Here is a 20887-nt window from a genome sequence, read left to right as displayed (position 1 = left end):
GTTTATGCTAATAAAAATCATAACTAAACTACATTGAATATCGTCTTATTTTTAAACATTATTTACTGGATAAAAAGAAATCACTCGTAAATGAATATTTATCGTCTTATTTTTAAACAATAAACACTAAAACAATTTAATTGGGCAATATAGAATAGGATTAAAAGTATTTTTATGAAAGAAGGTTTTTTATGACTGTTAACGAAAATACTCAGATTGATCCAGAAAAATTCGCATATCATTTTGCGACAGTTGCCAGTCAAATGAATTATTCTCAACAAGACTTAATACCTGAGGCCAAAAAATTCTTGTTAAGTTATCTGACCGCATACTACTTAATAGGTGATTTCAACACTCTAGAAGATACACAGTTCACTACCAATAAAAAATTGAGCAGTCTTTCGTTTGATGAAATGGTGGATAAGATCCAGCAACTTAATTCAAAGCAAATGCTAAATAATTAACCCAGAATATAAGAAAGGAAAATGATATGATTTACGCTAATATTAATGATTCAACTACTACTTTCATTCGTCAAAATCAGTATCTGGATAAGGCTTTTAAATGGCTGCAAGAAACCGATTTGACCAATTTAACTGTTGGCAGATACGATATCAGTGATGGCATTTTTGTCAAAATTCAGGAATATAATACGAAAGACGAAAAAAAGGGTCGCTTTGAAAATCATCAAACGCACCTTGATTTTCATTATTTAATTAAGGGTGCAGAAATAACAAGGGTAACCAAACCTGACGGCCTGACTGAAATAGATAATGCACTTGCAAGCCCGGATGACGTAGCGCATTATCAGCGCTTCACTGGTCCGGCAACTTCAATTTGCTTACATCCTGGAGATTATATTATTTTATTTCCTGAAGATGCTCATGAAGCTTGCTTAGATTTAGACGCTAATGAAAAGCCATGTAAAAAGGCGGTTATCAAGGTGCCAATTAAGTTGGTACAATAATTATGAGATAGAAAAAGGGCTCCGAAAGCGACCATGCTTTTGGAGCCCTTTAATATTTTGTACTTATAAAACTGTTATCAATTATAAATCAGCTAAATTCTTTTTCTTAGGAGCATCCTTAGGACTATTAGCGTCCTGCTCTTTATAACCAAAGAAGTAGGTCAAAGCAAATGCAGCAACAATTGTCACAATGGAGGCAATCCAGAAGTTCAGCAGGTTATTAGGATTGCCTTGCCCAGCTTTAGGCACAAAGGATGGAAATCCGATTAAACTGCCAGTAAAGCCATACATATCAACTTTAAGCAGACCGTTTACCAGACCACCAATGGCAGCACCAAGACTTGAAGTCATGAATACACGACCATACTTTAAGTTAACACCGTACATTGCCGGCTCAGTAATACCAACAGCGGCGGAAATAGCGGCACTTAAAGATAATCCCTTTAAATCAGGATTATGCTTGGTCTTAAACCAAACGGCCAGAGCACCAGCACCTTGTGCAATCATAGTTACTGAAACAATACCGTTTAAAATACTATGTCCCGTTGCAGCAATATCATTGGCAATAATTGGCACTACTGCCCAGTGCAGTCCGAAGATAACCAGTATCTGGTAAAGACCACCGATGATTAGACCGGAAAGTGCAGTGTTGACAGTTAAGAGCCATTGCAATACTTTGGCAATTCCCGTAGAAATAAACGAAATTACAGGCCCTACAATAATTAAGACGGTCATCCCTACCAAAAAGATTTCTACTAGCGGAGTAAAAATTTGTCTTAATGTGACTGGCATCCATTTTTTAATCCACGGTTCAATTTTGGCAGCCATCCAAGCCGCAAAAATCATTGGGAAAATTGAATAAGTATATTGTGGAATATGAATTGGAATACCGAAGAAGTTGGCATTAATACCAACGCCAGCTAAGTAGTAACTGAATTTGCCGCTGGCATAAATTTTTACTAAATCAGGGTAAATCAGAAAACCGCCAATAATAGAAACAACTACCGGATTAGAACCTAATCTTTGAGCAGCTGTAAAACCAACAATTAAAGGCAGAAAGTAAAACGACGCATCCCCCATCGCATTGATAATAGTGTAAGTTGGCGACGCCGTAGACATGTGGCAAAAGTTAGTTAAAATGTTAAGAATACCTTTTAACATACCACTGGCGGCCAGCAAGCCAATTACAGGCATCATAGAGCCGGTAATTACACCTATTAACTGGAAGAAACCATTTTTAATCTTGCCACCAATAGATTGATTAGTCTCTGGAGCAGGAGCAGCAGCTGTAGTCTCACCTTGCCCAGCGTATTTTGGTCCAAGTAGTTTGATTAATTCATCATAAACGTCTTCTACCGTTTGACCAATTACTATCTGATATTGGTTATTTGCACGGGTAACATCTATTACTCCTTTAATGTTGTTAACCTCATCATCCTGCGGAATACTATTATCATTTAAGGTAAAGCGCAGACGAGTAAAGCAGTGCATAACACTTTTAACATTATCAGCGCCACCAACTGCCTTAACAATTTCCCGAGCTGTAGTTTGGTATTTATTTTCTTTTTTGTTAGTGGCAACTGGTGCTGACTTAGTCTGTTTCAATGTAATAGTGGCTGCCGATTCACCGGCAGACTTAGTGCCCAGAGTAAGAGCGATACCAGCTAAAATATCAGCGGTATTAGTAATCGCCAGAATAACGGTATCATCTTTTTGGGCATCTTTAATTGCCTGCAGATCCATTGTCCCTAATTGCTGCCCTGCTTTTACTTCAGAGCCGGCTGCCACTTGCAAATCAAACGGTTTGCCGTCAAGTTCAACGGTATCTATACCAAGGTGAATCATCACTTCCACACCATCTACAGTTTGCAAACCAAGTGCGTGCTTTGTTTTGGCAGCCATTACCACCTTCCCAGTTACAGGCGAAACTATTTCTCCTGCGCTAGGTTTAACAGCAAAGCCTTCCCCCAACTTTTTCTGAGAAAAAACCGGATCATTAACATCTTCAAGATTAATGACCTGACCGGCAACAGGTGCCAGTATTTTAATCGTATTACTCATAATTAAACCTCCATGAAATTACTGCATAAAGGGTCGTCATATATTGATAACGCTTTCCTAAAAATTATAGTTCTTGTATAGACAAGTGTCAACATATTGATTATTATAGTTCTTGTATAGACAAGTGTCAACATATTGATTATTATATTGTTGTAATAGTATATTTTATGCTTGTTAACTATACTAGACAGGTTATAATTTTAAGAAAGGTGGTATGATTAAATAAAAAAAGGTGGATCTTTAAGAATGGCAGTTAAGTACATCCAAATTGCAGCTGATTTAGCGAATAAAATTAAGCACGAGCAATATGCAGCCGGTGATTTTTTACCAAGCGAACCGACGTTATCACAGTTATATAACGTTTCACGTGAAACAATTAGGAAAGCTTTGACTGAACTGGCAGATGCCGGTTTAATTCAAAAAATACAGGGTAAAGGTTCAGTGGTTATTAATGCCGCTCGTATTGCCTTCCCAGTTTCTAATATTGAATCTTTTGACGAACTCAACAAGCAAAAACAAATGCACGCGGCAACTAAAATTATTGAGTTAAAAGATGCACGTGTGCCGTATACCATCAGTAAACATTTGTCCTTAACAGAAACTGCTGCAACTTATGTAAAGCGTTTGCGCCTGATCAATCATGAACCAATAGTAGTTGACGAAGATTATATTTTAAAAAAATACGTGCCCCAAATTTCGCCACAGCAGGCACAAAGCTCGTTATACCACTATTTTGAGCATGATTTAGGGCTTGAAATTGATTATGCCACTAAAACTATTACGGTAGAGCCAGCTAATGCAAGTGTAATCAAACAGTTGCAGCTTACCAATACCAATTTAGTCGTAGTAGTACGCAGCTTAACTTACTTAAAAGACACATCTTTTTTTCAGTACACTATTTCGCAACATCGGCCTGATAAATTTAAGTTTGTAGACTTTGCACACAGGAAAAACAAAAATGGGGGTCTTATTCTATGAATTTGGCAGATAAAGTTATTTATCAAATTTATCCCAAATCGTTTTATGACAGTAATGGTGACGGTATCGGGGACTTAAGGGGGATCATTCAAAAAATTCCTTATTTAAAGAAACTAAATATTGATATGATTTGGTTCAATCCTTTTTTTGTATCTCCCCAAAATGATAATGGTTATGATATTGCCGATTATTATGGTATTGATCCGTTATTTGGCACAATGGCTGATTTTGAAGAATTAGTCGCTAAGCTTGCGCAAAACCATATTGGTGTGATGCTTGATATGGTGTTAAATCACTGCTCCACTGATCATATTTGGTTTAAAAAAGCTTTAGCTGGGGACGAATATTATCAAAAATTTTTCTACATTAGAAAGCCTAAAGCAGATGGCAGTTTGCCTAACAACTGGACATCTAAATTTGGTGGTTCCGCTTGGGCACCTTTTGGTAAAACTGGTAAATACTATCTTCATTTATATGATAAGACTCAAGCCGATCTTGACTGGCATAATCCAGCAGTTAGAACAGAGCTTTTTAAGGTAGTTAACTTTTGGCGTGACAAAGGGGTTAAAGGCTTTCGCTTTGACGTGATTAACGTTATCGGCAAAGATGAACAGCTTACTGATGCACCTAAAAACACTGCCAGCAAGTTAATGTATACGGATCAACCGATAGTCCACCAATATCTAAAAGAATTAAATCAGAAGACTTTTGGTCAGGAACCCGATGCCATTACAGTGGGTGAAATGTCATCAACGACCATTGCTAATTCTGTTGCTTATACTAAAAAAGACAGCCACGAACTTTCAATGGTTTTCACTTTTCATCATCTAAAAGTTGATTATCAAAATGGACAAAAATGGACCAAGATTCCCTTTGATTTTTCTGCTTTAAAGAAGGCCCTAAATGACTGGCAAGTAGGAATGAGTCAAGGCGGCGGCTGGAATGCTCTGTTTTGGAATAATCATGACCAGCCCTGGGCTCTGAGCCGTTTTGGTGATCCCGTACATTTTCGGGAAAAATCTGCTGAAATGCTGGCTACTGCGCTGCACCTTTTACGCGGTACTCCGTATATTTATCAAGGCGAAGAAATCGGCATGATTAATCCTAACTACCAGAAGATAACCGATTATGTGGATGTAGAAACACTTAATGCTTATGATGACCTTAAAAAACAAGGCTTAAGTGACGCCAAAGCTCTGGCAATTATTCAGGCGAAGTCTCGTGATAACAGCAGAACGCCAATGCACTGGGATGATAGTGTTAATGCCGGCTTTACTACTGGTACTCCCTGGCTGAAGCCTAAAGATCAAGAACAAATTAACGTGGCGGCTGAACTTGATCACGGTGAAGTTTTCCCCTATTATCAAAAGTTGATTTACTTGAGAAAACATTATCCCATTATCGCTAAGGGGAGCTATGAACCCATTGATTTGGATCATCCGCAAATTTTTGCTTATTGCAGACTTTATCAGGGACAAACCTTACTAGTAATAAATAATTTTTATGGGCAAAAAGTAACCTACGATTTACCCGGTTCTTATCAAGGACAAAAAACGCAAACTTTAATTAGCAACTATGACAGAAATTTAAGCGCAGTACCAAAGACTTTGGCTTTACAGCCTTATGAATCACTGGCTTTGTTAATATAGCTAAAACAATGACTTCTTTTGCTATGAAAATCTAACTTAGAAAATACTGCAGTCAAAAAATTACCATCAGAATTTAAGATGAATTGCTCATGTAGCACTATTATTAATTCGACTAAAAAAATGAGGTGACTTAAAAATACTATTTAAGTCACCTCATTTTATATATAAGTAATACGCTTCTGCTTGATACGCCAAGCAACTCTAACCAAAATAGTTGGTTTAGCTCAATCAATTTTATATCTCTTATAAATTAAAAGCATAGTCACTCTTGATTTAACAAGATATTGCCTGACGCATTCTCTTAAATGCAATATCAATATCATCTGTATCTGCCGCCTGCAGCATTTGGCTAAGATTACCTTCAAAAACACACTTTTTGTTGCCAACGAATACAATGTGCGCCTGCAAAGAATTTAATTTAGCCAACTGGTGCAAAGTCATTATTACTTTTTTCTTTTTTTCAACAACTAAAGATTCAACTAAGTCTAAAATCAAATTTTCAATATAACTGTCAATTCCACTAAGAGGTTCATCGAACAAATATAATTCCCGCTCCATTATGCTAGTACAATAAACCATAACAGATTGATATTCACCACCGGATAAAGACCTTAGTTTAGTATTTATTAATTCTTTTATGATCTCATTATAAAAACGAACTTGTGCATTAGTGACTGCAGCAGTATGATCATTCATCGATTTAAAAAAATTTATTACTTGTTTTACTGTCAGTTCATCAAAGAAAGACATGTTTTGAAATTTATAAATAATATTAGACATAGAAGGAAAATCAATCATAGCTGCAGCAGGACGATCAATAAAGCCATAAATTAGATTAAGTAAAGTTGTTTTACCAGCACCATTACTACCAATGATCACATTTAACTGATCGGCAATAAATTTTGCGTTAAAATCGGCAAAGATTTCTTTCTTTTTATAGGAGAAGTTCAAATGCTTAATTTCCATATTGTCACCTTCCAACTATTTTTTTTCAAAAATTGTAGAAATATTTTGTTTTGCAATAAAAATCATTCCAAATAGGACATAAAATAGAATAACGAGCAATAAATTAATAAGATTTGCCCAATTTACTCTAGAAAACATCATTTGCATTATTACTTCATACCCCGTCATTAGGTATTTAACAGGCGTACATAGCAATAATAAATTTAATATTTCGTTTTTTGCTTCAATAGCTGACACCATGAAAGAGAGCAAAATAATTAACGTAATCACAATATTGTAAGTTTGCAACCTTAATTTCACCGTAAGTAAAAAATATAAGCCCATAGTTAAAGGTAAAACAAACACAATCGCAGCTATTATTGTGGTCAACAGTAAATAGCCCAGATAAGCAAAGGATTTAAACATTAGTGTGGTGATTAAGTTAAAAAGGAATAATTCTATTATTAAAAACGTCCACTGCGATAAAAACTGACTAATCAATACTAGATACTTTGAATTGGTCACCATGTAAATAACTTTATAATAACCATAATCACGATACTCAACCATTGCCAGAATCACTGAATTTAGAGTAGTTGTTAAGGCAATATAGGCAAAATAGTATGCACTTGCGCTAATTAGTTTATCCTTACTGACAGTATAATTATTAATCAAGACCGGAGCATTAGATATAGCAAAATATATAACTGGAAAGACAATGTTAAACATTAATGCAATTTTGTTGCTTAAAGCATTAATAAGAAAAATCTTGTAGAGCGCATAAAACTTTTTTTTCATAGAAATCTCCGTGAATATTACCTAACATTTTTGAAACAGTTTAAACTTATCGCCTAAAAGATGTAACCCAAATTTAGCTAAGAATCAAAACTCAGATAATTTTCATTTGAAATAGATTCTCAATCTAGCAACAATAGTCAGTTTACTATTAGCTTTCACTGTACGATAAATTATGAAAATTATATGTTATTTTACCATATTGGTCAATTAAATCTCATATTTTTATTATTTAAGGTCCTAAAAACTTGCTAAAAAGACCGCATAATAACATTAGGTAGTCCAACCTGATAATGCCAATTTAATTCACCAGGACAAATTTGATAATCATACTAAAGCTGACAGTATCTTGCTCAGACAATTTAGTCACAAAAATACCCCCAAATTTGTTTTAAATTTGGGGGTCATATCAATTGGGATAAAATTTTTTCTGTGATTCCAGTGGAACCGCTAAACTATTTATACGCTTATATTTTAGCATGAATTAGTTTCAAAAAGAAAACAAAAGTAACGAAAAACTAACATGAATGTATAAAAGAAAAATGTCAGTTTTTAAAGCTATAATTCTAAGTCGCAATCTTTTTTGAGACCTTTAGAAATTTTATTTCTTTATTAGACTCAGATCTCAATCAAACATAATTGCACCGCTTTTTGCGTTACCTTACTACATCTCATTTAATAATCTTCGCGTCCAGTCTTATGCCAATTTAAATTAGCATAAGCTGCTTAAACAAATTCTAAATCCACAGGGCTTTACATTCCTTATTTTCAATCAGACAACTAAAAATTACCGATTAAAAGAGTAGGAATATTAGCAAAAACTTTGTTGTCAATCCATTGCTTCAATTGAGTAATTGATTCCTGAGCCAATTTTTTATCTGAACCCTTTAATTTATTAGCCAGTTTTTCGGCAGTGACTAGCTTCTTTGCTATTTTCTCTTTAGGAGTATTAGTGATCATTTCTACTTCAGTTTTTATTAATGGTTTAAGCGCTTTTCTTAGACCATTTACATTGTATGTCCCGGTTAAAAAGTTAGTCCAAAACTTATATTTGCCATTTTGCGACACAATATGCACTAAGGAACCATTTTTTATTGATATAGCGCGATCTATTTTGAATAACATGTTTTTAGCAAAAATTTTTTTAGCATACTTCACACTATATTCTTTAACCAAACCATTTTTTCTTTGAAACAATCCACCATCAGCAGAAACTTCATCTTTAGCTAACTTGAAAACATAGCCAGCTTTAGCTAATTTGCTAGACCATGTTTTATCAGACACATCCTGATTATTGACTACAGTCTTTGTATCGTTTACGTCAGCTGCTTTAACAGATACACAGTTATTGCTTGCACTAAATATCAAGCTTGCACCAAAAACAGCTAAAATTGCTGCTATACTAAGTGATTTTTTCATTTTTACCCAACCTACTTTGACTTAATATTAATAATGTTTTCCCATTTAATTATCAATTTAACTGTAATCATATATTAAAATAATAATTTAATATTGAAATTATATATCTTTAATTAACTGCATTCAATTAAAAGGTAAAAATATGTTTAAAAAGTAAAATAACAATTTTTAAAGTTGCAGGTCTCAATCATTTTTCAACCAATAAATTTAATTATTACTTTTTAGGAACATATCATAATGTCAAATTAAATATAAATTTCAATTCTTGCCATCTTGTTGTCTATTTTCATAAGAGGCTACTACATCAGCTTTTAGCTTTTCACACAAAAAAGGACAAACAACATGCAGCCATTTGTCCTTTTAAACTGTTTATTATTTAGTTTGATAGTCATCAACTATGGTCTTAATATCCTTTTTATATACCAGCTTTTCAGTATCAATTAAATCCTTTACTCTATTTTCTTCATTTAGCCAGTAAATTCTACCATCATCCGTTCTCTTTAAAAGATGGTTTTCAATTAAATCACGTCTTCTGGTAACATAATCCGCCACAAACCGCATTAAAATTAAATTTACTTCCTGCTCAGAATATTTTTTTGTTGGTTCAAATTTAGTTGCCAAATACTTTAAAATTAACAGCCGGTTTTTGGCTTTACCAGGCCATACTTTAACAACGCCATCAGCGTCAATATAACGCATTAATAATTTTTTATTCTCCATTTTTTTCATTCAAATTAATTATTCTATCAAACAACGACTTTTCAGTGGCAGAAATTTTATGAGCCACTTCAATTACCGCTAAATTAGGCTTTTTTAATAGCGTTTTATGAATTGCAAGTGACAGTTCCGGATCAAGCGCGCTAGTAGCTTCATCAGCGAGCAATATAGGACGTTCAGACAAAAAAGCACGTGCAATTTCAATTCTTTGAATTTGTCCTCCAGATAAATTTGCCCCCTTTTCACCAACCTGATAATCCCAGCCTTTTTCATCCACGAGTTCAGTTAGGCCCGCCGATTCAACTGCTTCAGCCAAACTTTCTGGGGCAACCTTTCGACCTAATAGAATATTAAATTTGATTGTATCGTCAAAGATAAACGGCTTTTGGTTAACGTAACTGAAATTATCGTGGGCTGCGGTCCAATTACCGGTGACGTCTTCATCATCAATAAAGACATGACCCGCATTAGGCTTAATTTTTCCTAACATTAAATTTAACAGCGTGGTTTTGCCCCAACCACTTGGTGCCATGAGTAAGATTTTTTCGTTCGGAGCAACTGTCAAATTAAGGTGAGTAAAAATTGCTTTACCACCCTGACTATAAGAAGCATCCTCTACTTTCAAACCAGTAAACTGACCAACTTTGATGCTTTTAACTTTACCGGCTGAAAAAGATAAGGCTTGCTCTACCTTATCCCACATCGACTTAGTAGACTTGATTGCATTCAATTGTTCAAAAATATTAACTATCGGGTTAATAAATTCATTGGATAATTGCACTATCATAATTAAAGTACCAACACCAATCTGACCTTGCAACATTAAAATTGCACCTACTAGAAATGGTAATATAAAGCTAAAAATATCCGCAAAAGCCATAATAACTTCTCCTGCAGCAGCTTGTGTGAAGTTTAAGTTCTTTAATGCTTCTTCCATTCTCTTGGCACTAATAACGACTTTAACAATAGTCGAACTTTGGGCATCGTATAAGCCGACAGTTTGCGCCCCGTTTAATCCGTCATTCACACTTTGGGTATATGCGACGTTGTTCGTTTCCCAAACTTTTGCTTTAGCTTGAATTGTTTTGGTAAATGCTCTTTGCACTAGTCCAGGAATTAAAGTTGTTACCATAAAAATTAAAGTTAAAATCCAAGAATTGATTAAACCAACCACAACTGACAATACAAAAGAAGCTAATTCTGCAATAATCATTAGTTCATTTGTAGTCTTAGACGTCTCAATTTGTTTTAAATCGTTGGTCATCAGACTTAAACCATCCTTTTGTGAATCACTACGCTGCTCAATCAGATAGCTCATGGTTTTCTCTTTAAGATAAACATTAACATCTTGAATAATAGCGCATTTGATATAGCGGTATACAAAGTTGGACAGCATAATGATTAAGATGGTTGCAGCACCAATACCGGCAATTTTAATTAAATTAGCACTATTACCCTGACGGTACTGCGCCGCATTTAGCATGATCTTAGTGACATACGCAATTACCACATTGCCAAATGCACTGATTATTGCTAAAAGTGTGTAGGCACCAAGTTTCCATTTAGGTGCAAATTTTAACGAAGATTGCATTTTTGTTACTCCTTTTTTACTATTAAAAACGATTGTAATGTTTTAAATTAAGCATATTAAAGCATGAATTATTTTTGAGATTTTTTTACTTCTCATATATGAGAAAAAAGTGCCATAATATCTAAAAAGGACAAAAACATCATGCAATCAGGGAATGAATTTAAACAGTTAAGAAAAATGCAGCATATTACCCTTAAAGAAGCTGCCGCAGGCATTTGTTCCATTCAAATGCTTTCCCGCTGGGAAAATAATCAAGGACACATGGATTTTAACCGCGTTCTAAAACTGTGTGAAAAGCTTAATTTATCAGCAACTGAATATATTGCACTTGCTAAACTCGACCCACAGGATCATATTGCCCAAATTTTAGAAGAGTCTTGGAGTAACCACGACAAAGACTATTTGGAAAAATTGGCTCAAGCGGCTTTAAATAAATATCAATTAAGTCAAGATCCTTTTGATCTAGACTATGCAGCAATTGCCTGCAGTTTGTATTATAAAAGTTCTCAGCACAATATTTTCCCTATTGCCCAACAAAATGAGTTAAACCGTCAATTAAACAAAGTAACAGTTTGGGGGGCATGAATTTCTCTCACTCTTTGCCAACATCATTCCTATTATTAGTCCCAGAATTATCTATCAGATCGCTGCTCAAATTAGCAGCAATATTTCCTTTATTAAAAAAGCGGGAGAAAATACCTTCCATTTCGGTATAGCAGCACTTTTTGAAGCCGTCATTGGCTTAATTACCAGAAATCAATTTAAACTTGCAGACCAACTACTTACACGAATAAATCAGATTGACTTGCCTGATAATGAAATGCTGCTAATCGTTGGCCGCAATTTCCTAAACGCCATTTTGACATTTCACAATACCGCCAATGATACGGCTGCTATTTCGATTATTCACTTTTTAACTAGTATGAACATGCAGACTACGGCTACTTATTTTTTAAAGATATTAAACCAGGTTAGAAAATTTTAATTATAGAATTTGTTAAATAAGTCCTCGATATCAATTCTTTCAACTGAATATTGAATATCAGAGTCAACTAAATCCGTTAAAATTTGCGTTAACTTTTCCTGCTCAATTTTTGCTAAAGGCAACAAGATCAAGTTATTGGGCAAGGTTTCGAAATCATATCCGGAAAGTATTTTTACTGCTTTAGGACTGGACTGCATTTTCAAATAACGATTATGTTGTTCTTTATTATCTAAATCTTCAATTATTTGACCATGACCCATAAATAAAACTCTGTCTGCATACTCCTGTAAGTTGGACAAAAGGTGTGAAGCCATAATAATCAGCTTATTCTCACCCTTTAGATCAAGAAGCATGTGTGAAATTAAAGCTACATTCTGCGGATCAAGACCATTCATTACTTCATCTAAAAGCATTACAGGAGAGTTAGCCGCTACTACCATCGCAAAACAAAGCCGCTGCTTCATTCCTAATGAATAAGTCTCAACCTTGTGGCCAACATAGTCTGCCATTTGCAAGTCAGTAATTATTTGCTCAACGGGCTTTTCAGAATTATGCCAAAGATCGGCGTACAAGTTAAGATGGTCCCTTCCCGTCATAAAAGGAAAAAGGTCGTTTTGCTCAGGAAAGGAACAAATTTCTTGGTGCAATTTAATCGTATCTTTTTGAGTCTGATAACGCGTACCTTCATACTCAATGAAGCCTTTTTGCGGGGTCAAATTATGCAAAATGACATTAATTAAAGTTGATTTACCCGTTCCGTTAGGTGCAACCAAACCCACTATTTCTCCCTGTTTGAATTGCAAGTTTATATCATCTAAAACAACATTTTTGCCAAAAGCTAATGTAACATCTTTTAAATTTAGCATTTTAATCACCACGCCTAACTAAAGGTATACTTCTAATTTGAGTGAACAAAAATAATAATATTTCAATTGTAAGTGCCAGATAAAGCAGCGGTTTGATACCTGCAGTAAAACCCCAACCAGGTACATCCATTAAATATGCCAGATTCCCCGTTGTACTATCGCCAATAGAGAAATACGTCATAGGCAGCTTTTCTAAAACTGGATAAACAAAACCCATTCCTAGCGAAAAGTAAAGCATTTTTGCACTAATGGCAAACAAACTACTAAGTATTCCAGCAACATATTCATTACGTAAAACTATCGATAACAAAATTGTAAGCCTAATAAAAATAAAAGTGATAATGACGGCAAATATCATAAATTGCAAATAATACATACCCAATGTTTCAGTTCTGAAAGTAGGTATGTAGTTTATTTTCCCTAAATAATCAACCGTATTCAACTTTAATGAACCTAAGCCGTACTTGGGGGCAATGCAGAAAAGAGCAATTATGCCCGCTACAACAAAGTTCAACAGAACTCCTACCTCAACGACTCCGGTTTTCAGCCATAAAATCGTGCGCTTAGTTAAAGGAATATTTTCTAAAACAGTGTAATATTTGCGGTCATTAGTCACAATATCAGCAGTGAAGAAACATATCATCACCACTAGTAATAATACTGCCCAGCCAGAGAGCGAATTTTGCATTACTTGTAAAGCGGTGCGTTCTTCCAGAATATTTTTATTTAATGGTGTTTTTTTATCCTTATTACCTGCTAAAAGTGCATTATACAAGTGAAATGTCCGTTGATAGCCATAATGTCCTTCCATATTATAGTTGTCATTTTTATTATATGCAGCTGGATATAAAAAGTTCTGATTGCCTTTTTCAAAAATCAAGTCGTCAATGTACTTGTAGCGCATACTAGCGTAGTGGGCATAGGCGTTCATATCATTTTTCTTTAAAGCTCCCAGCAGTTTGCGGTCGTATGCTAAAACTTTTGGATAAGTGTATACAGCATCAATTGCTCCTCTACTAGGAGAATAATGATATCCCGGCTTGCGCGCAAGTACGAACTCCTTACGCGCTGCTTTAAGAAAGGCTTTATAGTCAATATATTCTTTTTGAATTGGCCGGGGATCGACTTGTTCAATTACCGTATGGTTAGGCACGGAAACCAAGCCGAAATAAAACGATAAAACTATAGTGATAATAAATAAACCGACATTTTTAGGATTAACTAGGAACGCCTTTAATTGAAAAAGAAAATAACGCCATTTCATCTCAGTGTTTCTCCCTTATTGATTAAATATCTAAACCCTGCAACTAATATCAAAGACCAGATTAATAAAATGATAGCTCCCGTTACCAAATTTAAACCGGCAAAGCCCGTTTTGCTTGCTACAGTACCATTAAGAACATTATTAACATTAAGATACTCGGATGGTAGCCAGACAATAAACTTAGAGAGCTGATTAGACGCATAGGATAAAACATATAGCGCAATCCCAATAAATATGCTTAAGTAAACATTCTTAGTTAATTGATTTAAAAACAATGTCAAACTAGTAACAAAAATGACTAATATCGCTGTATAAAGTAAAAAGTAGATACAATCCAGCCATACAGGAATTGCTCTAATTTTATTGAAATAAAAAACATTAGGGTAATTTAAACTCCGAAAACCGTTGCGAAAGCCCGCGAAAAGATATGCCCCAATTAAGCCGATAAGTATGGGAACCAAGACTAAAACCAGATTAATCAGGATTTTGCCTTTCACTTCGTCTTCTACACGATACGGAATATTGCGTAAAACCGTATCATGGTCTAGTTTGATCATCCATACATCACTAGATATCAACAAAACATAAAAGAAAATAAAAACAGCTACAAAATTTAAAATATAAATCAAATATGTTACAGATGACTTAGAATTCATCACCGCTGGTATGTGGTGGCGATAAAGGTATTTGTAAGTCACCAGTCTTTGATGTAATTGATACTTTGGTGGCACATTTAAAGTGCTGGCTCCCAAATAATTATTACGGTAACCCTTTAGCATTGTTTGAAATAAGTCGATTGAACTCTCTAAATAGGTTTGCGGTGTATTAAGGACCTCTCCATTTTGTAAACCGTCAATACAGGCTTCTTGCTTATTTAGATTGTAATACGTTTCTTTATATTCTTTTTTATGTAATGAATTACTATCAAAATAACTAATATTAATCTCAAGTGAATCATGGTATGACTGCCACTGTCGGTAATTATCTCCCAGATTTTGAGCTTCAACCACTAGTACAAAGAGAAGCATAAATAAAACTAGTGCTCCCATTAGCAATATGTTTTTCCTAGATTTCCGTGTAATATTAAAATTAGCTTTAAAATATGTTCTTTTCATAAAAATACCGCCTGACTTTATGAAACTTACCAGTGACTGTTAAAAGTTATTGATAATAATTTTATCATATTTTTGTCATTTTTATTACATGTATAGCATAATAATTTTTATTACACTATCACCAGAACGCGTTTAAAAGTACTCTTTTATAAAAACCCAACACCAAAAAGTGGCTGCTAAACAAACCAACACCAATCAAAAAAGTCATCAATTTAATGTAAGTAGCCACATTATTGCTAAAAAGCAAAATGCACACAGCACCAAAAATCATGCTAAGCAATTAGCACAAACAGGGGAAAACAAAGCGTCTAATTTCTTGCTGGTAATTGCTGGTGTGCTAATCACCATAACAGTTGCTGCGATCAAATGGTTTAAAAGAAAACAGCCAGAAGAATAAAAAACAAGTTCATAATTGAACTTGTTTTTTTAACTTAGTAAACTACTTGCCAATTAATAGTTCTAGAAAATCTCTCGCCGGGAACTAATGTAAAGGAAGATAAGCTATAGCCACTTTCAGGAGCGGTTTGTGCCTCTAATGTTATACCATCATGCCTGCCGATATTTTTAGCGGCGCCCTGATGGTTAAAAGTATTCGCGCTAAAAACGACCACCGCTTGTGCATCCGTAGACATGATTAACTTTCTGTTCGTTTTGTTAGAAGACAAGACAGCTGCTGGCTTATAACCATTCAGAATAAAGGGATGATCTAACCCATTACGATTTTTAATTTGCGGTTCTGCTGTAGAATTTATGATAGCACCTAATCTCTTAGGCTTGCGAAAATCAAAGACAGTATCAGCTACCTTTGCCATTCCCGCAACAGGCATAGTTGCATCATCAACTGGTACATAATAATCAGCGTTAAGTTGTAAATTTAAGTCTTCAACATTACTCTGTGGACCATCCAACCTAAAAAATGTGTGGTTGGTAGGGTTAAACAAAGTCGTTTTATCCGTAAAAGCAGTGATATTATAATTCAGATTATTATCATTATCTAACTGGTAAGTAGCAATAATCTTCATGTTTCCCGGATAATTATTTTCTCCATCAGGATCAAATAGAATTAACTGTACACTAGCCGTATCTTTATCACTAGTTACTTTAAAATCCCATGGTTTGTTATCAAAACCTACTTCTCCACCACCATGAAGTGAATTCTGTCCGTCATTTAATTTAAATTGAGTAATTTGGTTTCCGTGTTGCCATTTACCATCCTTAATGCGACCTGCAACTCTGCCAACTGTCCCACCTAAGAAATTTCTTTCTTTAGCGTAATCTTTGGGAGTTGCAAGAGACATAATAATGTTTTCCCATTTATTATTGCCTGTGGGAATTTCCAACTTTTCTAAAGTGGCACCATAATTAAGAACTGTAGCTCTAACATTGTGCTCATTAATCAAAGTTATCTCGCAAAGGTCCTTGCCATTCATTCTGTCATATTTCTGTACTAAGGTTTTCATTTAAACTACCTCCTTTACTATCTAGATAGTTAAAATTAAATCATTTAATATTGATAACTGTCCATGAATTTCTAGGTAAATTAATTTTCAACTTTTTTTGTTGCAAATCTAGCTGAATACTATCATTATCATTCAAAATAACGCGACTATTATTTTCAGTAGTATTTTGTGCGTAAAAATTGTCATCATGCAGTGTTTGCGCCTTAACAATCTCCGAATATTTATGATCAGCCGGTAAAGCTATTTTATAATTAATATCTTCATCTGTTGAGCGATTGACGATGAAGATAGCTAAGGAATTATTCGCGCAATAGACACTCACTGAGTCAATGACGTCTATCGTGCCATATTTTTCATTCTCGAGTTTAGGAAAAGCAGACACTTCTGTTAGCACCCGTCCGTTTTTGGTCAAAGAAGCTGTTTCAGCAAACGGATAGAAGGTGGTTTGGCGGTAAGCAGGAGCATGAGCCGGCGCCATAATGGGACCAATCACATTAACCAGTTGGGCAATAGATGCAGCTTTTACCCGATCAGCATGTTTCAACAAAGTGATTAAAAAATCTCCTACTACAACTGCATCAGTTACTGTATAAATATCTTCCAGTAAATGCGGTGCAACCGGCCAATTATTTAGACCTTCTGGAACTTTGCTTGGCTCTGATCCTTGATACCATACATTCCATTCATCAAAAGAAATATTAACTTGATGATTCGACCTTAACTTAGCTTTGCTGGCATCAATACAAGAAACAACCTCATCAATAAAACGATCCATATCAACAGCTGAACCCAAAAAAGTAGCTAATTTTCCGGGATCAGCGTGGTAATAGGCATGACAGGAAACAAAATCAATCTCATCATAAGCATATTGCAATAAAGTATCTTCCCATTCACCAAAGGTTGCCATCCCGTGATTAGAAGAACCACAACCGATAAGTTCCAAATGAGGGTCCATTTGTCTCATACCTGCAGCCACTCTTGCCACTTTTTTGGCATATTCAACTTGATCCAAATGACCGAGCTGCCACTTACCGTCCATCTCATTTCCTAAACAAAATAAACGAATATTAAAGGGCTTTTGGGCACCATTTTTTATTCTCTGGTCTGCTAAAGCAGTACCGCTGGGAATATTGGCATACTCTAAAAAGTCGAGTGCACTTTGTAAACCGCGCGTACCCATATTTAACGCGGCCATAAGTTCTAAATTGCCTGCCTTTTGTAGCCATCTTTCCATTTCATGCAAGCCAAATTGATTAGTTTCTGTAGAATGCCAAGCTAAATCTAGTCGTCGTGGGCGCTTATCCTTTGGTCCTACGCCATCTTCCCACTTATAGCCAGAAACAAAATTTCCTCCCGGCCACCTAACAGTCGTTATCCCCAGTTCTTTTACCAGCTCTATAACATCTGTCCTAAAGCCTTCTTCATCAGCATATTCTGAATCTGGATCATAAAGTCCGCCGTAGACACCTCTACCAAGCTGTTCTATCAAAGTACCAAACACTCTTGGCTCAACTTTGCCTACAATCGCGTTATCATCAATCTTCGAACTAGCTTCCAACATCTTTTCTCCCTCATCAGTTTAAAAATCAAATTTATTTTCTTCTAAATGGAGTAGTTTTACCAAAACAATAATGCCTAAAAAACCAATAAAGGCAGCCATTGCTACATCAGAAAGATAGTGTTTTTCCATGACCATTCTGGAAAAACCACCAATAATTAAATAGGCAAAACCAATATATTTCCAAATCTTTTTCCATTTTGCGTTATCGTTATTAACAAACAGCGAAAAATAAAGTGCCATGCTAAAGCACCTGGTATGACCCGATGGAAAAGATGCAAAATCATCAGAACCTAACATGCCGTTGACCATAAACCATGATTTAAACGGTTCGTTTTTAGTCAAATTCATAAATGGACGCGGTCTGCTAACAATATTTTTAATTTGATTAAGTATTTCTCCTGTTGCTGTATCAATTACAATTCCAGCTAACCCAACGATTACTAGTCTTGCAAGATCACGGTCACTGACTTTTTGGAGCCAAGCCAGCTGCACGGCTTTATGAATGAGATAAAAAGCAATGATATATAGCACAACAAAATAGAGCTCTTTATTAGTAACTATAAATGAATAGTCATTGCCAGCGCCTACCGGCAAGTTTTTAGCAGCATTAGCAAATGCTTGTCCCATTTGACTTCTGGCTTCGATAAAAAAATCCCAGGTTTTGGTTAAACCAAACATAAAACTAAAAAGCAGCGTCATATATTTCAACAGACGATTTTGCAGCCTGGTCCCTTTTTGGAAAATGACTTCTGCTCCTAAAAAACACAGCACTACATTGGGAAAAGCACCCATATCTTGGATAATAGCTGCCCACCATTCATTCTGGTTTCCCACTAACTGAGAAAGTGGTTGATCCCAAACAGTACCAATAACAAATAATATTAAAATGACAATCAGGGTAACGGTAATTGTTTTTTGGGAAAAAACTTTGTAATCTGACCCCAATTCCTGCTCAGTATCCATAATTAATCAATAACTTTTTTAACCTTTCTAGACTTCAATTATTAACTCTTTTGCCAATGGTTGGTTGCCATGGTAGGGAATTATTGCCAATTGCTTTTGTCTGTTATCTTTGACGTAAATACTAGTTTTAAACGTAGTAGCAAGATAATGTTTTTCTTGACCGCATTCTTTTATGACATAAAATTCTGCACCCTTAACTTCTGGCCAGGATAAATGAATCATACCAATGCGCCGGTCAATAGTTGGCCTTGAATCTCGCTTAAACTCTTTTAACTCAAAGTATTCTGCACCGATAATACTGCTTAAATGCTGAGCAATAATTTTAGCCAAAGCGAAAGCACCAAAAGAACAAAAATGAGTTATATCATTTTTATTTTCACTAAGGTTGGGATAATCTGCTTTACTTGTTTGTAAATAAAGCATGTGTGCTGCATCCCAGCCTAAATAATTCAATAACGCGGTTGACTCTTTGCCCAAATCAATCAGCGGAATATTTTTTTGGTGACTAACTTGCAACATAACTTTGCGGTAATCATCAAAGCAGATGCTAAAACGCTTTGTTTGGTCATTATATTTAAATTGCGCTGGCGGGGAGACTAAAATTGGAATTGCTTTTCTTGCCAATGCACTATCTATGTATTGCACTAAATATTCAGCGAATTTTTCCGGCGCAACATAGCGGTTAGGACGATACGACGTGGCATCGTTATCACCGAATTGAATTAGTAAATAATTCCCCGGGGCAATATCTTTTAAAATTGCCTCAAGTCTTGCTTCTAAGATAAATGACTTGGAGGACCTTGCTCCCATTGAGCGATTATCGACAAAAGCATTTTCCCATTCATAAATTGTCGCTTGCGGATAAAAAGATGACGGCTTTATTTTTACCGTCTTTCCTTTTAATTGGTGATACAGTTCTGCTCCCCAGCCTGATTGCGGATATTCTGTTAATGAATACGTTTGCGCAGTAGAGTCAGAGGCAATATAAATACCTATTTTGGTGCTTGTTGGCTTTAACGCCTGCTGCTCTAACTTTAAGTAATTCAAATAAACTGTTGCCAGATGCGCTTTTTCCGCATTATCAGGGCGACTATGAGTAATCAAGGATAAATCAAAAGTGGTCTCCGACAATGCAATTTCCAACTTCACTTTTACCTGCCCTGCAGCTGGAACCAATATGGTTTTCTCGTTAATTTTATTGATAACAATATCTACTTTCTGATCAACTTCTTCGTAATTTGCCACAGTTAAGAAAAGCTGATAGTTGGCATTAGCAACTTTAAGCACCAAATGTACTGTTTCAGCGTAAGTGTAATGCGGGCAGGTTTTGACATCATCATTTAGCGCTGCGCCAATTTCATCCCACGATTTATTGGTCATTTTTAAGCCCTCTAAATCAGTCTTTACGGGATAATTATTAGTAATTTGAATAGATCTGGGATAATAAACCTGCTCGTGCCATCCTGCAGCGGGTTTAGGGTATTCACAACAATAATATTCCGGAATAGCAGTTAAACTTTTTTTCTCAAAATTAAGTACAATGTCTTTCAT

General features: G+C 35.3%; 20 protein-coding genes. 7 read left to right on the top strand and 13 right to left on the bottom strand.

Annotated elements, in window-relative coordinates; all coding sequences use genetic code 11:
- Positions 1–191: 191 nt before the first annotated feature.
- Positions 192–464: a hypothetical protein gene (locus tag LACWKB8_RS00250; protein WP_038520548.1), complete on the top strand. Its 273-nt coding sequence runs from the start codon at positions 192–194 to the stop codon at positions 462–464.
- A gap of 26 nt (positions 465–490) precedes the next feature.
- Positions 491–967, top strand: a complete 477-nt coding sequence (locus LACWKB8_RS00245) for a YhcH/YjgK/YiaL family protein (protein ID WP_038520545.1) — start codon at positions 491–493, stop codon at positions 965–967.
- A gap of 81 nt (positions 968–1048) precedes the next feature.
- On the opposite strand, the gene LACWKB8_RS00240 is transcribed toward LACWKB8_RS00245, so the two are convergent.
- Positions 1049–3028 carry a PTS glucose transporter subunit IIABC gene (locus LACWKB8_RS00240; RefSeq protein WP_038520542.1) on the bottom strand — a complete coding sequence of 660 codons (1980 nt, stop codon included), beginning with the start codon at positions 3026–3028 and terminating at the stop codon, positions 1049–1051.
- Between the two features lie 246 nt (positions 3029–3274).
- On the opposite strand from LACWKB8_RS00240, the gene treR reads away from it, so the two are divergent.
- Together treR and treC are read left to right on the top strand one after the other, a co-directional pair.
- Positions 3275–4006 (top strand): trehalose operon repressor, encoded by a 732-nt coding sequence (gene treR / locus LACWKB8_RS00235; RefSeq protein ID WP_038520540.1) that lies wholly within the window; start codon positions 3275–3277, stop codon positions 4004–4006.
- On the top strand, positions 4003–5655 hold the full coding sequence (gene treC / locus LACWKB8_RS00230) for an alpha,alpha-phosphotrehalase (protein WP_038520536.1): 1653 nt from the start codon (positions 4003–4005) through the stop codon (positions 5653–5655). Before treR ends, treC begins: the two co-directional genes overlap by 4 nt.
- Positions 5656–5928: 273 nt before the next feature.
- On the opposite strand, the gene LACWKB8_RS00225 is transcribed toward treC, so the two are convergent.
- The 5 genes from LACWKB8_RS00225 to LACWKB8_RS00205 form a co-directional block, all read right to left on the bottom strand.
- Positions 5929–6621 carry an ATP-binding cassette domain-containing protein gene (locus LACWKB8_RS00225; protein WP_038520534.1) on the bottom strand — a complete coding sequence of 231 codons (693 nt, stop codon included), beginning with the start codon at positions 6619–6621 and terminating at the stop codon, positions 5929–5931.
- 15 nt (positions 6622–6636) lie between these two features.
- A complete protein-coding gene (locus tag LACWKB8_RS00220; RefSeq protein WP_038520531.1) occupies positions 6637–7398 on the bottom strand; it encodes a hypothetical protein in 762 nt (253 codons plus the stop codon).
- A gap of 777 nt (positions 7399–8175) precedes the next feature.
- A complete protein-coding gene (locus LACWKB8_RS00215) occupies positions 8176–8814 on the bottom strand; it encodes a hypothetical protein (RefSeq protein ID WP_038520528.1) in 639 nt (212 codons plus the stop codon).
- Positions 8815–9186: 372 nt separating this feature from the next.
- Positions 9187–9534: a DUF2087 domain-containing protein gene (locus tag LACWKB8_RS00210; protein ID WP_166484930.1), complete on the bottom strand. Its 348-nt coding sequence runs from the start codon at positions 9532–9534 to the stop codon at positions 9187–9189.
- Positions 9524–11122 (bottom strand): ABC transporter ATP-binding protein, encoded by a 1599-nt coding sequence (locus LACWKB8_RS00205; protein WP_038520522.1) that lies wholly within the window; start codon positions 11120–11122, stop codon positions 9524–9526. Before LACWKB8_RS00205 ends, LACWKB8_RS00210 begins: the two co-directional genes overlap by 11 nt.
- Before the next feature lie 141 nt (positions 11123–11263).
- Between LACWKB8_RS00205 and LACWKB8_RS08940 the strand changes: the two genes are divergently transcribed.
- The gene (locus tag LACWKB8_RS08940; protein ID WP_052059608.1) at positions 11264–11707 is read left to right on the top strand and encodes a helix-turn-helix transcriptional regulator; all 444 of its coding nucleotides are present in this window, start codon (positions 11264–11266) and stop codon (positions 11705–11707) included.
- Between the two features lie 22 nt (positions 11708–11729).
- A complete protein-coding gene (locus LACWKB8_RS09345; RefSeq protein WP_371211462.1) occupies positions 11730–12107 on the top strand; it encodes a hypothetical protein in 378 nt (125 codons plus the stop codon).
- On the opposite strand, the gene LACWKB8_RS00195 is transcribed toward LACWKB8_RS09345, so the two are convergent.
- The 3 genes from LACWKB8_RS00195 to LACWKB8_RS00185 are packed head-to-tail and all read right to left on the bottom strand — an operon-like array spanning position 12104 to position 15352.
- Positions 12104–12973 (bottom strand): ABC transporter ATP-binding protein, encoded by an 870-nt coding sequence (locus LACWKB8_RS00195; RefSeq protein ID WP_038520520.1) that lies wholly within the window; start codon positions 12971–12973, stop codon positions 12104–12106. The two genes, LACWKB8_RS09345 and LACWKB8_RS00195, sit on opposite strands and share 4 nt — an antisense overlap.
- A gap of 1 nt (position 12974) precedes the next feature.
- A complete protein-coding gene (locus tag LACWKB8_RS00190) occupies positions 12975–14237 on the bottom strand; it encodes a tellurium resistance protein TerC (protein ID WP_038520517.1) in 1263 nt (420 codons plus the stop codon).
- Positions 14234–15352 (bottom strand): ABC transporter permease, encoded by a 1119-nt coding sequence (locus tag LACWKB8_RS00185; RefSeq protein ID WP_038520515.1) that lies wholly within the window; start codon positions 15350–15352, stop codon positions 14234–14236. The genes LACWKB8_RS00190 and LACWKB8_RS00185 overlap by 4 nt, the downstream gene beginning before the upstream one ends.
- A 169-nt stretch (positions 15353–15521) precedes the next feature.
- Here LACWKB8_RS00185 and LACWKB8_RS00180 point away from each other — a divergent pair, with 169 nt between their 5' ends.
- Positions 15522–15749 (top strand): LPXTG cell wall anchor domain-containing protein, encoded by a 228-nt coding sequence (locus LACWKB8_RS00180; RefSeq protein ID WP_038520512.1) that lies wholly within the window; start codon positions 15522–15524, stop codon positions 15747–15749.
- 34 nt (positions 15750–15783) lie between these two features.
- Here LACWKB8_RS00180 and LACWKB8_RS00175 read toward each other — a convergent pair whose 3' ends face one another.
- The 4 genes from LACWKB8_RS00175 to LACWKB8_RS08935 are packed head-to-tail and all read right to left on the bottom strand — an operon-like array spanning position 15784 to position 20887.
- Positions 15784–16812: an aldose epimerase family protein gene (locus LACWKB8_RS00175; protein WP_038520510.1), complete on the bottom strand. Its 1029-nt coding sequence runs from the start codon at positions 16810–16812 to the stop codon at positions 15784–15786.
- Positions 16813–16852: 40 nt separating this feature from the next.
- Complete coding sequence (locus LACWKB8_RS00170) at positions 16853–18373, bottom strand: alpha-N-arabinofuranosidase (protein ID WP_038520507.1); 1521 nt, start codon at positions 18371–18373, stop codon at positions 16853–16855.
- A gap of 18 nt (positions 18374–18391) precedes the next feature.
- Positions 18392–19336: a phosphatase PAP2 family protein gene (locus tag LACWKB8_RS00165; protein WP_038520504.1), complete on the bottom strand. Its 945-nt coding sequence runs from the start codon at positions 19334–19336 to the stop codon at positions 18392–18394.
- Positions 19337–19363: 27 nt separating this feature from the next.
- The gene (locus LACWKB8_RS08935; protein WP_052059607.1) at positions 19364–20887 is read right to left on the bottom strand and encodes a hypothetical protein; all 1524 of its coding nucleotides are present in this window, start codon (positions 20885–20887) and stop codon (positions 19364–19366) included.

It is taken from the genome of Lactobacillus sp. wkB8 (assembly GCF_000761135.1).
GTDB lineage: Bacteria > Bacillota > Bacilli > Lactobacillales > Lactobacillaceae > Lactobacillus > Lactobacillus helsingborgensis.
This window is presented reverse-complemented; position numbering and strand designations above follow the sequence as displayed.